This is a genomic window from Gardnerella leopoldii, from assembly GCF_003293675.1.
In the GTDB taxonomy this organism is placed as follows: Bacteria; Actinomycetota; Actinomycetes; order Actinomycetales; family Bifidobacteriaceae; genus Bifidobacterium; species Bifidobacterium leopoldii.
Genome location: NZ_CP029984.1, coordinates 1,213,675 through 1,225,958, shown reverse-complemented (window position 1 = coordinate 1,225,958; position 12,284 = coordinate 1,213,675). Strand labels below are relative to the sequence as shown.

Annotated in this window: 11 protein-coding genes; 9 read left to right on the top strand and 2 right to left on the bottom strand. The window is 43.1% G+C overall.

All coding sequences use genetic code 11. The annotated features are described in order from the left end of the window. Window positions 1-11 precede the first annotated feature (11 nt). Together tmk and DOD25_RS04890 are read left to right on the top strand one after the other, a co-directional pair. Window positions 12-716, top strand: a complete 705-nt coding sequence (tmk, locus tag DOD25_RS04895; protein ID WP_064340640.1) for a dTMP kinase — start codon at window positions 12-14, stop codon at window positions 714-716. Between the two features lie 54 nt (window positions 717-770). Next, window positions 771-1,949 (top strand): DNA polymerase III subunit delta', encoded by a 1,179-nt coding sequence (locus DOD25_RS04890; protein WP_064340641.1) that lies wholly within the window; start codon window positions 771-773, stop codon window positions 1,947-1,949. Between the two features lie 12 nt (window positions 1,950-1,961). Here DOD25_RS04890 and DOD25_RS04885 read toward each other — a convergent pair whose 3' ends face one another. Next, window positions 1,962-3,041 carry a LacI family DNA-binding transcriptional regulator gene (locus tag DOD25_RS04885; protein ID WP_004104752.1) on the bottom strand — a complete coding sequence of 360 codons (1,080 nt, stop codon included), beginning with the start codon at window positions 3,039-3,041 and terminating at the stop codon, window positions 1,962-1,964. Between the two features lie 99 nt (window positions 3,042-3,140). Next, window positions 3,141-3,407: an HPr family phosphocarrier protein gene (locus tag DOD25_RS04880; RefSeq protein WP_004104751.1), complete on the bottom strand. Its 267-nt coding sequence runs from the start codon at window positions 3,405-3,407 to the stop codon at window positions 3,141-3,143. Window positions 3,408-3,683: 276 nt separating this feature from the next. Between DOD25_RS04880 and ptsP the strand changes: the two genes are divergently transcribed. From ptsP to DOD25_RS04845, 7 genes are all read left to right on the top strand, one after another. Then, window positions 3,684-5,342 carry a phosphoenolpyruvate--protein phosphotransferase gene (gene ptsP, locus DOD25_RS04875; RefSeq protein WP_064340721.1) on the top strand — a complete coding sequence of 553 codons (1,659 nt, stop codon included), beginning with the start codon at window positions 3,684-3,686 and terminating at the stop codon, window positions 5,340-5,342. Window positions 5,343-5,446: 104 nt separating this feature from the next. Then, window positions 5,447-5,896 carry a PTS sugar transporter subunit IIA gene (locus DOD25_RS04870; RefSeq protein WP_004104748.1) on the top strand — a complete coding sequence of 150 codons (450 nt, stop codon included), beginning with the start codon at window positions 5,447-5,449 and terminating at the stop codon, window positions 5,894-5,896. A gap of 63 nt (window positions 5,897-5,959) precedes the next feature. Continuing rightward, the gene (locus DOD25_RS04865; protein ID WP_004104746.1) at window positions 5,960-6,229 is read left to right on the top strand and encodes a PTS sugar transporter subunit IIB; all 270 of its coding nucleotides are present in this window, start codon (window positions 5,960-5,962) and stop codon (window positions 6,227-6,229) included. Window positions 6,230-6,345: 116 nt separating this feature from the next. Further along, window positions 6,346-7,878 carry a PTS ascorbate transporter subunit IIC gene (locus DOD25_RS04860; protein WP_004104741.1) on the top strand — a complete coding sequence of 511 codons (1,533 nt, stop codon included), beginning with the start codon at window positions 6,346-6,348 and terminating at the stop codon, window positions 7,876-7,878. A 223-nt stretch (window positions 7,879-8,101) separates the two neighbouring features. Next, window positions 8,102-8,653, top strand: a complete 552-nt coding sequence (locus tag DOD25_RS04855) for a YbhB/YbcL family Raf kinase inhibitor-like protein (RefSeq protein ID WP_004104740.1) — start codon at window positions 8,102-8,104, stop codon at window positions 8,651-8,653. Between the two features lie 111 nt (window positions 8,654-8,764). Further along, a complete protein-coding gene (locus DOD25_RS04850; RefSeq protein WP_064340312.1) occupies window positions 8,765-10,372 on the top strand; it encodes a C69 family dipeptidase in 1,608 nt (535 codons plus the stop codon). Window positions 10,373-10,600: 228 nt separating this feature from the next. Then, window positions 10,601-12,118, top strand: coding sequence for a formate--tetrahydrofolate ligase (locus DOD25_RS04845; protein WP_162720549.1), 1,518 nt, complete (start codon window positions 10,601-10,603; stop codon window positions 12,116-12,118). Window positions 12,119-12,284 lie beyond the last annotated feature (166 nt).

Genomic DNA, 12,284 nt, shown 5'->3' with positions numbered 1-12,284 from the left:
AGTCAAAAAATATGGCATCTAAGAATGACGATTTCTCTGATGGCTGCGCTTGCGGAGGAAACTGCGGCTGCAGAAGTGAGCAATCTTATGCAAATAAAGGCTTATTTATTTCTTTTGAGGGCATTGATGGCGTTGGCAAAACTACGCAAGTTGAGGCTCTTAAGGATTATTTGCAATCTTCGGGGCGAGAAGTTGTAGTGACGCGTGAGCCTGGCGGTACGCAGTTGGGTAAAACTTTGCGCGAAATACTCTTGCATGGCACGAGTGTATCTGCCAGAACAGAAGCTTTGCTTTTTGCTGCGGATCGTGCACAGCATGTTGCGCAAGTAATTCGCCCTGCACTTAGCCGTGGTGCAGTAGTAATAACGGATCGTTATATTGATTCTTCGCTTGCTTACCAAGCAGGCGGTCGCGAATTGACTATGGATGATGTGCGAACTTTAAGTGAGTGGGCAACGGATTCGCTGTGGCCTAATCGCACTTATTTGCTAGATATGCAGCCGGAAGATGCTTTTAAGCGTTTGCATCGTGAGCAAGATCGCATGGAATCAGCTGGAATAGATTTCGCACGTCGCACTAGAGAAGCATTTTTAGATTTAGCGCAGGAATCTGCAGATCGTTATCGCGTATTAGATGCAACGTTCTCAGCGAAATCATTATCTGAACTTATTGTGCAAGACGTACATAACTTAATTGAAGAAATTGAAACTAAATAAAGTGGCGAATTTTATAAAGTGAAGAAGTAAAGAAGCTATGCAGGGGGTGAAGCGATGAGTGTGTGGGATAGCGTTATTGGGCAAGAACAGGTAGTTTCGCGATTGCGAAAAATTGCTTGTGCGGATGCTAGCAAAATAGCGCAATCTTGGCTGATTTGCGGAGCTGCTGGCTTCGGTAGTGCGCAAGTTGCGCGCGCTTTCGCTGCAGCTCTCGAAAGTCCGGATCATGGAGAAGGCAGTGATGGAATTAGCGGCGAAAATGAGCTTAGTAAAACTGCCAAAGAAGTTTTAGCAGGATCGCATCCTGATGTGCATACGCTTGCAACAAAAGGCGTAACTCTTAGTATTGACGATGTACGCGAGGCAATTGGGATTTCTGAGCAGATGCCTAGCACTGCTCCTTGGCGAATCATAATTATTGAAGATGTTGACAGAATGTTGGAACGTAGCACAAACGTTCTTCTTAAAGAGATTGAAGAGCCAAGCGAGCATACGATTTGGCTTTTATGCGCTTCAAGTGTTATGGATGTGCTTCCAACAATTCGTTCGCGTACGCAACTTGTGCAATTAGCTACTCCAAACGAGCAGTCTATAGCAGAATATCTTACTAAAAAAACGGATGCGGATAATAAGCTAGCAAATCGTGCAGCCAGGCTTTCTCAAGGAAATATAGCAACTGCTTTTATCTACGCAAGCGATGAGCGTGCTTTAAGTAGGCGAGATGAGCTTATTGCAGGATTGCTCCGTATGCATGATGCTGCCGACGCAATTATGCTTGCTGCAATGCTTATTGACGATGCAAAATCACAAGCAGAAGATGAGGTTCAGCGAAATGTTGAGGCTCAACAAAAAGAATTTCGTAGAATTAACGGATTAGGCGATGAGGATCGCATTCCGCCCAAATTGCGCGCAAGCTACAATGCAATTGGGAAAAAGGATGATATAAAACGTAAAGTAACTCGTGTAAGCCGCGACGTGTTATGCCGTTCTCTTGACGCAATCGATAGCGTGTATAGAGATGTTTTAGTTGTTATTAACGAAGCGCAAAAGTCTTCGCCGATTATAAATCAGGAATACAAGTCTAGAATTGTCCAGTTGGCACAAAGCATGACAGCAAGTAGTGCATTGGATTGTGTTGACAGCATTGCTACTACTCGTCGTCGGCTTTCGAGAAATGGTAACACAACTCTTGTTTTTGAAGCACTATTTTGCTCACTTTTGCAAAGTCAATAAAATACAAAAGTATCATATCCTCCACGGAAGTGACATATCGCTTGTGCCTATTCTTGGTGAATTTGTTGATTCGCGTCGCATGATTTCCGGTCTAAACTCCATATGTGCAGGTAACCAATGTTGCTCTGATTTGTTAACAGCGGTTAGGCGGATTGCTTCGCGCGCAATTTGCTGATACGGAGGACGGATTGAAGAAAGCTTTGGCTCAGATATTTCTGCCTGTCTGCTATCTCCGTAACCTATTACGAGAACGTCCTGCGGAACTTGCAAAGAAAGCTCATCTAAAGCTAGAAGTGCTCCAAGTGCGACAGCGTCATTTGCGCAAATAACAGCGTCTGGTTTGCGAGATTGTTTAGCGGTAGAATCAGAAAAAAGCCGCATTGTATCTTTGAATCCACGTTGATAAGTAAGTTCTCCAAAAGTTGTCCAATCTGGCTCAGAAAGTAAACTTAATCGGCTTGCAGCAGTCTGAAAATTGGCAAATAAGTTTGCACTTTGTGTGGAGTCAACATTTCCACTTAAATAAGCAATATTATGGGCATCGTGATGCGAAAGATGTATCAAAGCGGCTTCCATCATTGATTCTTGATCCATGCCAACCCAATTCACGTGGAATGAAGTAGTAGTGCCACCAATTTGCACAATGGGAAGATTGTCAACGTAGTTTTCAAGTGTTTTTGTTAAATCACTATTGTTAGATGGCATAACAATAAGACTGTCAACATTATGACCAATAAGCTCTTCTATGCGTTCTTCTTGAGCTTCTGTGTCTTTTCCAGTTCCAACAAGAAGTATTTTATCTATTTCATGAGCTGCTTCATCCAATGCAGAAAGCATATTTACGCTGAATGAATCATCTACGTTGCTTGTGCCCATTACTACGCCGATTGTATTAGTTGTGTCACTTCTTAATGCGCTTGCTGCATAATTTACTGAATAATTAAGCTGCTCTGCAGCTTTTCTTACGCGTTTTGCGATATCGTCATCTTTGGCTCGTCTACCAGAAAGTACACGAGATACTGTTGCAATTGAAACTTTTGCAAGAGCTGCTACATGAGTTATGGAGGCGTTTTGATTAGTTTGATTTGTCATATCTGCCCCCGAATAAGTGCGGTGCTGTAATTATTGGTAAACAGCACCGCAAATTGAATATTATTTATTTGTCAGTTTATGTACACTTATTTATTTATATTATTCGCCTTTCGTGACTACGTCGACAAGATTGTTAGCTACATTTTCAGCGTCTTCACCATCAACGGTAATTGTGATTGAATCTCCTTTAGTAATGCCCAATCCCATAATTGAAAGAATGCTATTCGCACTTACAGGGGCACCTTCGCCTTTCGCAATCGTTACAATGCAATTTGAGGACATTGCGGCTTGAGAAAATTCTGACGCTGGGCGAGCATGTATTCCAACTGGGTCTTCAATAGTAACAGTACGAGTTGCAATTGCCATTTTTTCTCCTTTGAATAATAATTAACAAATTCTGCTTTTATTTTTTTATTTTTCATATAAAAGCAAACCATATTTTTTCTTAAGGTTTTTTTGTTTGCTATTTTCAACATTAAGTGTAGCATAATTAATTGAAAAATACAGAAAACGTTTTCACTTGTTGTAACAACATTTTTAATGGTGTATAGTTTCATTAGTAAGAAACGTTTACCTACAAGAAATGCTTATGCGGCGTTGCGGCCGTAATAAAGTTTCTAAACCTAAAGGAGGGTTTTAAGTATGGTAATCACTGGTGTTGGCATTGGGCGCTCGATGGCATATGGTGAAGTATTGTGTATGGCACCTGCTTTGCATGAGCCAGAGGATTCTCCTCGTGCTGTTAGTGTGTTGGCTGAGGATGCAAAAAAGGCTGTTAAAAATGCTTTAAATGAAGTAAATAAAGACCTAAACCATCGTGCAAGTGAGGCTCTTGAAGCAAAGGATGAGGGGACTCGAAAGGCAGCACCAATTATGCAAGCTCTTGCACAGATGGCCATCGATCCAGCATTAATAAGTGCAATTGAATCTGGTATTGATAAGGGGAAAACAGCTGAACGTGCCACTTGGGAAGGGTTCGCACAATTTGAAGACATGTTGCGTAATCTTGGTGGTTACATGGCTGAGCGTGCAGGAGATTTGCATGATGTTGGCCAGCGTGTTATTGCATCTTTGATTGGTGTTGAAGCTCCTGGAGTGCCGGAAAGTGATTCGCCTTTTGTACTGGTTGCTAAGGATCTTTCACCTGCTGATACAGCTTCACTTGATTTAAGCAAGGTTCAGGCAATTGTCACTCTTGATGGTGGTCCTACAAGTCACACTGCTATTCTTGCTCGTGCTCGTGGAATTGTTGCTGTTGTTGGAGCACACGATGCCTCTCAGCTGAAGAATCATCAAATTGTTGTAGTAGATGCCGTTAATGGTCATGTTATAAGCAGTCCTAGTGAAGAAGAAATCGCGCATGTTAAAGAGTCTCGTGAGCGTTTAAGCCGCGCTCGTGAATTGCGTGGATTGCCTGGAAGTACAAAAGATGGTCATTTGATTCCTCTTTTGGCAAATGTAGGAAAGCCCTCAGATGCTGTAACTGCTCATGAGTATGGAGCAGAAGGAGTAGGTCTATTCCGAACGGAATTTCTGTTTATTGGTAACGAGCAACCGCCTAGTATAGAAGAACAAACAGAATCTTATACAGAGTTACTATCTCAGTTTGAAGGCAAGAAAGTTGTTATTCGATTGCTTGATGCTGGAGCAGATAAGCCGTTACCATTCTTGACTCCTGAAGATGAACCAAATCCTGCCCTCGGACTTCGAGGTTTGCGTACTCTAAGACAGCATATGGATGTTCTAGATGGTCAGCTGGAGGCATTATCTCGTGCTGATGCTGTGACGAATGCTGACTTATGGGTGATGGCTCCAATGGTTTCAGACGAACATGAAGCAGCATATTTTGTAAAACTTGGTAAATCTAAAGGTCTTAAAAAGGTTGGCATTATGGCCGAGGTGCCTTCTATCGCCCTTGTTGCCGAGGAGGTTGCTCAAGTCGCTGATTTTGTATCTATCGGAACGAATGATTTGACGCAATACACTCTTGCAGCAGATAGAACCCTTGGGTCTGTTTCTAATTATCAAACTGCTTGGCACCCTGCAGTGTTGCGCGCGATCAAAATGATTGCAGACGCTGGTAACGCACATGCTATGCCAGTCGGAGTGTGTGGAGAAGCTGCAGCAGACCCAGACTTAGCGGTTGTTCTTACAGGTCTCGGTATTAACTCGCTTTCTATGACGCCGGTTGCTTTGGACGATGTTCGAGCAGAACTTGCTCAAACTACATTTGATGAAGCTAAGGCTAAAGCTCATGATGCTTTAGCTGGAAAGTTCTACCACTCAATCATGCAAGAATAAGCTAAGGGAGTAATTCAAAATATGATCGTTACGAAAAACATTAAAAATTCGATTACCAATCAGAAATAATCAAGAATAATTAACATGCTTAGAAAAGAGAAAATATGAGTACTGATATTGATGAGCTTCTCCCGGATTCTGCAGTAAACCTTGATATTGCAGCGAAGGATTGGCGTGATGCTATTTGTCTTGCAGGCAATGCTTTGAAGGAGTCTGGCTTTACTACTGATGAATATACGAATCAGATGATTGAAACAGTTGAGAAAATGGGCCCGTATATTGTTATTGCCCCAGGCTTGGCTTTGGCACATTCGCGCCCGTCGGAAGCAGTGTTAAAAAGTGGTTTGAGCTGGATTCGCTTAAGTACGCCTGTTAAATTTGGTAACACTGCCAACGATCCGGTCTCTTTAGTAATTGGTCTTGCAGGTCACGATGAAAATGAGCATATTGGCGTTATGTCCGCGGTTGCTGCAGCTTTGTCTAATCCTGTGAAGACTAGAGAACTTGCACAAGCAAAAAACGCTAAAGAAATTCGCGCAATTCTTAAAAGTTAAATACTAAAGAATTAATTAATTTTGCAAAATTAAAAAAATACAACTCAACGAAAGAGGTTATTTATGAATATTCTATGTGTATGCGGAAACGGCATTGGCACGTCTGTACTTTTAAAAATCAATGTTGAGGCTGCGGCAGCAGACTTAGGTCTTGATGTTACAGTTACTACTTCCGATGCGGGAAGTGCAAAAGGTACTGCGAATATGAATGATCTTGTGCTCACTTCTCCTCAGCTTGCTCCAGAGCTTGAGGGCACTACCACTCCTGTAGAAACAATTGAAAATTTCATGGATGTTGAAGAGGTGAAGGGTGTGCTTGAGCGTTACGCATAAATTATGTGTAACAAATAAACGTTTGATTATGCTGATTACGTGCTTACTGCTTTGGCATAGTCGTACTGTTATTTCATGCGCTATTCGCTTTTTCTAAATAAAAAGAAGGAAATAAGATGAACATTGTAGTTCAGGTTTTAAATTTCATAAGTCAGCAGATTTTGAATGTGCCGGCTTATTTGATTGGTATTATTGCGGCAATCGGTCTTATCGCACTCAAACGTAGTGCAGGACAAGTGATTGCAGGCGGCTTAAAAGCTGCTATGGGTTACCTCATTTTGGGTGCAGGTGCTGGCGTTGTTGTTGGTGCACTTGCTCCATTTGGTGACTTGGTTTTGAAGTCTACTGGTGCTCATGGTGTTGTACCTACGAATGAGGTTATTACTGCTCAGGCTGCAGGTCAGTACGGTGCTACTTCTGCATACATTATTGTGCTCAGCTTCGTTCTTATGCTTCTTGCTGCACGCTTTACTCCTTTGAAGTACATATTCTTGACTGGTCACCACATGGTGTTTATGTCTATGCTTTTGGCTCTAGTTCTTTCCGTTGGTTTTGGTGCAGGCAACCAGTTGCTTATTGTTATTGTCGGCTCTGTCATTATGGCAACGGTTATGGTTGTTCTGCCAGCTTTTGCGCAGCCTTTTATGAACCGTATTACTGGTAGCGATAAGCTCTCGATTGGTCACTTTAACTCTTTAAGCTACATTGTTTCTGGTGCTGTTGGTGCTGCTGTTGGTAAGAAGTCTAAGTCTACTGAAGATATTAACTTCCCTAAGGGTTTGAGCTTCTTGCGTGATTCAATGGTCTCCACGACTTTGTTGATGGTTGTGCTGTATTTGGTATTCGCAGTGTGGGCTTCGGTTGTGTTGCCAGTAAAGGAACTCTTCAAGATTTTCGCGTCTCACCCTACGGACTATAGTGCCTTCTACATGGCGGCTTTTGCTCAGGCTTTGCAATTTGGAATTGGTGTTAGTGTCATCCTTTATGGTGTTCGTATCATTTTAGGTGAATTGGTTCCTGCATTCCAGGGCATTGCTAACAAGGTCGTTCCAGGCGCTCGTCCAGCATTGGATATTCCAATCGTATTCCCATACGGTGCTAATGCTTCTCTTATTGGCTTCTTGTCTTCCTTCGTTGGAGGTCTTGTAGCTCTCGGACTTATTGCAATTTGGATGGGTCCAGCTTGGGGATTGGCATTGATTCTCCCAGGAATGGTGCCTCACTTCTTCGATGGTGGTGGTGCAGGCGTGTTTGGTAATGCAACCGGTGGTCGCCGTGGTGCTATTCTCGGTGGTTTTATTAACGGTTTAATTATTACATTCCTTCCAGCAGTATTGCTTACTGTTATGGGTTCCTTCGGCTTGGCAAACTCCACCTTCGGCGATGCTGACTTTGGTTGGGTTGGCACTGTTGTTGGTAACTTCGCTCACCTCGGTGCAGGCGTTGGTGCTATAAGCTTGATTATTGTTGCTGTTATTCTGTTTGCCTTGGCTTGGGTATGGCAGGTTAAGGTTGTTAACACCGGCTGGCTTCCTGCAGTAAAGCATGCTGAGTTCATTGAAGGAATTAAGAAGCAAGAGCGTGCTGCTAAGAAAGCAGCTGTGGCAGCTAAGGCTGCTGAAACTCATGAGGAGGCTGCTACAAAATAAATAGAGTACAGTAAAAAATTACATTTTAGTTAATGCGCCCAGTTTAGATTTTTCTGGGCGCACGTTTTATATTGACCGTCAAATTATGCAGTTAGCGTTGTTTCTTAGTGTTGTTTTTGCTTGAGTGCCACGATCTGCTTGAACAATTAGATTGCGCTAACGTTTGCGTTTATTTGTTACTCGCGCAGTTGATTAGTGTTGTGTAATGGTAGATACTTAAATTATGAATATTTCTACAGATTTCACTACCATTCCGGATGATTATTCTAAAGCTGCGCCGGAGCAGAATAAGATCAGCGGAGTTCCAGTAGTTTCTTTCCCATTTTACGTTGATAATATGCCATCTTTCGTGCATTATTTGCATTGGCGTTTTGTTGACGACGATGCAATACCGGTATGCGGTTTTGAATGGATTCACTGGACTGCCGCGAACGTGCCTGTTGAAGCGTTAATGTTTGATTTTAATGATTCTCACGCTTTACAAATACCGGAAGATTTTTCTCGTACAATGACTTCTATGATTCCGGAAGCTCTTCAAGGACGCAACTCGCAGGCAAGCAGATTTATTGGTTGCAATGATTCAGCAATTACTATGCGATACAACGGCCCTCAGCCTCCTGATAAAGATCACGAATACATGTTTGAAGTTTTTGGCACAGAAAAGCCTTTGCCAAATCTTAAGCCGGGATTCTACATGAATGAATTGTTACGCGAAGTAAGAAATGTAACTTCAGGTGTAGATGCTGGTGGAATGTTCCTTACTGGTAAAGCCTAAACGCGAGCACGAGAGCAACCAATTAGGTTAGCAGTTAACGCCTAAGCGTTAGAATCAAACAGTAACAAATCTAAAAATAAAATATAAAATCTAAAAACAGAGGATGCAAATATGGCATGCACAACAATTCTTGTTGGTAGAAAAGCAAGTTACGACGGATCCACGCTTATTGCGCGTAACGAAGACTCAGCAAATGGCGAGTTTAATCCGAAGCGTTTAGTGGTAGTAAAGCCGGAAGATCAACCTCGCGTTTATAAGTCTGTTCTTAGCCACGTAACAGTCGAGTTGCCGGATAATCCAATGCAATACACAAGCGTGCCAAATGCAGACTTGCGCGAAGGAATTTGGGGAGAAGCTGGCGTTAACGAAGCAAATGTTGCAATGAGCGCAACTGAAACGCTTACGTCCAACGAGCGCGTGTTAGGCGCAGATCCAATGGTTGAACTTCAAAAAGAACAAGGCAAAGTTGGAGATGCTGACTACAAGCCGGAAGTGCCGGGTGGAATTGGCGAAGAAGATTTCTTAACGCTTGTTTTGCCTTATATTCGTAGCGCTCGCGAAGGCGTTGAGCGTTTGGGTGCATTGCTTGAAAAGTACGGCACTTATGAGATGAATGGCGTTGCATTTTCGGATGTGAACGAGATTTGGTGGTTTGAAACTGTCGGTGGTCATCATTGGATTGCTAAGCGTGTGCCGGATGAAGCTTATGTTGTTATGCCAAACCAGCTCGGAATTGACGAGTTTGATTTAGATGATGCTTTTGATCTTCAAGAAGAGCATATGTGCTCGGCTGATTTGCTTGAGTTTATTGAAGAAAATCACTTGGATTTGTCGGTGGAAAACGCTTCTCCGTTTAACCCTCGTGATGCTTTTGGCTCTCATTCGGATGCTGACCACGTGTACAACACTCCTCGCGCATGGTTCATGGAGCGCTTCTTGAATCCGTATGACGAAGTGTGGGATGGTAAAGACGCTGATCATCGTCCGGACAGCAACGATATTCCTTGGGCTCGCCAGCCTGAGCGTAAAGTGACGGTTGAGGATATTAAGTACGTTTTAAGCTCTCACTATCAGGGCACTGAGTATGATCCTTACGGCAATCTTGGAGATGAGCATACTCGTCATATGTTGCGTCCAATCGGAATTAATCGCCAAAGCGAGCTTGCTGTAATGCAAATCCGCCCTTACATGCCGGAAGCAATGCGTGCAATTCAGTGGATTACTTACGGTTCTAATCCTTTCAATTCTTTGATTCCGTTCTATCCAAACGTAAATCGCACTCCAAAGTATTTGGAAGATACGACTACTCGCGTAACAAGCGAAAACTTCTATTGGGAGAATCGCATTATTGCTGCTCTTGCGGATGCCGCATTTAACGACACTGCAAACGCGATTGAGCGCTACCAAGAAGTTGTCGGTTCCCTTGGTCACGCAATGGTCAAGTCTACGGATGCTGCCGTGGCAGATCTTCTTGGCGTTGATTTGGCTGATTACGAGCCAGAACGTGAAGGTGATGAAGGCGAAGATTACGATGATTTAGTTCGCGATCCTGAAGCTATTATTGCCGAGCTTCGCAACGACAAAGTGCGCGAGGCTTTGGCTGAAGCAAATGACGATATGGCAGCAAAGCTGAAGAAAGAAACCGATTCTTTGCTTGACACGGTGCTGTACATCACTAGCATGCGTATGAAGAATGGTTTTAATCGTTCTGATCACTAAATTTAAATTTTATTAAAAATTAAATGCCTTCCTAAGAAATGAACTTTTTATTTCACACGGAAGGCATTTTTGTTATCTTTTGTTATTTTGCTATAGACGTTGATAATAACGCGTATAGATATTGCGTGTGGTGGCTATGCTACGAACAAACAATCGTATAGTATGAATCATGTAATTAACATTATCCGCATGCATAGTTGTGCCAATATGCCTATGAAAGAGGGGTACATGAGCATTCTTGATTCATACACTACAACATTCGGTTTGGTTAAAAAAATTGATGCCTTTGGGTACTTGGATTATTTAAAGCAACATCCAGAGGAGTCTAGGAAGCGCGGTAAGGTTCTGCTTGTTACTGCTGATACTCCTTTAAAAGCTTCTCGTGGAGAAGGTAAAACAACTACAACTATTGCGTTAGTTGATGCATTGCGTGAGCGCGGTGTGGACGCAGCTGCAGTTCTTCGTCAGCCAAGCATGGGCATTACGGCTGCTGGTTCTAAAGGTGGTGCAAGTGGTGGCGGTAAGTCTTCGCTTTCTCACCCTGAGTTGATTGACTGGGGCCTGTGTGGTGAAATGGCTGCTATTGCTTGCGCGCAGAATTTGCTTGTGTCGTTTGCGGAAAAAGCAGTCGACGAGGGTGTTCTTGATACTATTTTAGTTCCTCGAGTTAGTGAAGTTCCTTCGCGATCTTTGCGAAGCATTGCTGTTGATTTTGGCAAGGGGACTGTTCCTGAGCGCGTTGTTTTGACGCCAACTTGCGAGCTTATGCAAATCGTAGTGTTGTCGCGCAGTATGGACGAGATTTCTCATCGTGTTTCTTCAATGATTGCTGGCACAAAAGACGGTAAGCCTGTTAAGTTTGGTGAGTTTGTGGATTTGTGGCGAATCACCAATATTCTTGCCGACGCTGTAAAGCCTGCTAAAACTGAGACGATTAATGGTTCTCCAATCTACGTCCATTGCGGCCCGTTTGCGAACGTTTCGCTTGGTATTCCAAGCCTTGTAAGCGTTGAAATGGCTTGCGCTGAGCATGATGTTGTAGTGGTGGAAGCAGGTTATGGCACGGATGCTGGTGCTCAAAAGTGGTTAGATATTGCTGCTCGCGAGTTTGGTGCAAAGTGGCCTGCTGCTGCAGTTGTAGTTACTCGCGCAACTACTTGGCGAGATGACGAAACTTTGGCTTGGCGTTACCCATTCCATGTTTCTCGTTTGGAATCTCTTAATATCCCTACGTTCCCGTTGATTAATTTGTGGGAAGGCGAGGATGATCAAGTGCCTGAATTGTTGGAACAAGCCAAGTCTTTAGGATTCAGAAAGCCTATTGTTGGCAATTTATTCCGCGATGGTGGCGATGGTTTGGCAAATCAGCTGGACGATTTTGTGTCTGCAATAACTGATGATGTTGAAACGAAAGTTCCAGAAAGTCGCAGAGGTCAAGCGCTTTTGGATCGCGTTAACTTGCTGTGTGCAGAAGCTTACGGTGTTCCAACTGAACGTGTGATTGAAAAAGCTGGTTTTGAAGATTCATTATCTGCAGCTGAGGATTTGTGCGCGAATGCTGGCGTTGATTTTAACAGTCTTGCACTAGTTGCTGTTAAATCTCCTGCAACTATGACTGACGACGATCATAAGCCTGCTGAAGAGCGCACTGTGACATTGAAGAAAGTGGAAGTTCACGCTGGAGCTGGAGTTGTGCAGGTAAATCTCACATCTTCACTAACAACTCCAATGCCAAAAATCGTGTGAAATATTAATAGTGTAATTTTCTCTTAAATATTGAGATTACTTAAAATTACTTATTGATAGCAAGTAACAAAACGTCGTCAACATGCCCCTTATGGCGTGTAGACGACGTTTTTGTTTTTGCCTTGTGTTTCGTCTGTTGTTTCCGCTTTTTGTTTCCGCGTTTTGT

Bases quoted from the DNA above. Each gene is read 5' to 3' on its own strand.
- tmk (WP_064340640.1), top strand. From the start codon at position 12: ATGGCATCTAAGAATGACGATTTCTCTGATGGCTGCGCTTGCGGAGGA.
- DOD25_RS04890 (WP_064340641.1), top strand. From the start codon at position 771: ATGAGTGTGTGGGATAGCGTTATTGGGCAAGAACAGGTAGTTTCGCGA.
- DOD25_RS04885 (WP_004104752.1), bottom strand. From the start codon at position 3,041: ATGACAAATCAAACTAATCAAAACGCCTCCATAACTCATGTAGCAGCT.
- DOD25_RS04880 (WP_004104751.1), bottom strand. From the start codon at position 3,407: ATGGCAATTGCAACTCGTACTGTTACTATTGAAGACCCAGTTGGAATA.
- ptsP (WP_064340721.1), top strand. From the start codon at position 3,684: ATGGTAATCACTGGTGTTGGCATTGGGCGCTCGATGGCATATGGTGAA.
- DOD25_RS04870 (WP_004104748.1), top strand. From the start codon at position 5,447: ATGAGTACTGATATTGATGAGCTTCTCCCGGATTCTGCAGTAAACCTT.
- DOD25_RS04865 (WP_004104746.1), top strand. From the start codon at position 5,960: ATGAATATTCTATGTGTATGCGGAAACGGCATTGGCACGTCTGTACTT.
- DOD25_RS04860 (WP_004104741.1), top strand. From the start codon at position 6,346: ATGAACATTGTAGTTCAGGTTTTAAATTTCATAAGTCAGCAGATTTTG.
- DOD25_RS04855 (WP_004104740.1), top strand. From the start codon at position 8,102: ATGAATATTTCTACAGATTTCACTACCATTCCGGATGATTATTCTAAA.
- DOD25_RS04850 (WP_064340312.1), top strand. From the start codon at position 8,765: ATGGCATGCACAACAATTCTTGTTGGTAGAAAAGCAAGTTACGACGGA.
- DOD25_RS04845 (WP_162720549.1), top strand. From the start codon at position 10,601: ATGAGCATTCTTGATTCATACACTACAACATTCGGTTTGGTTAAAAAA.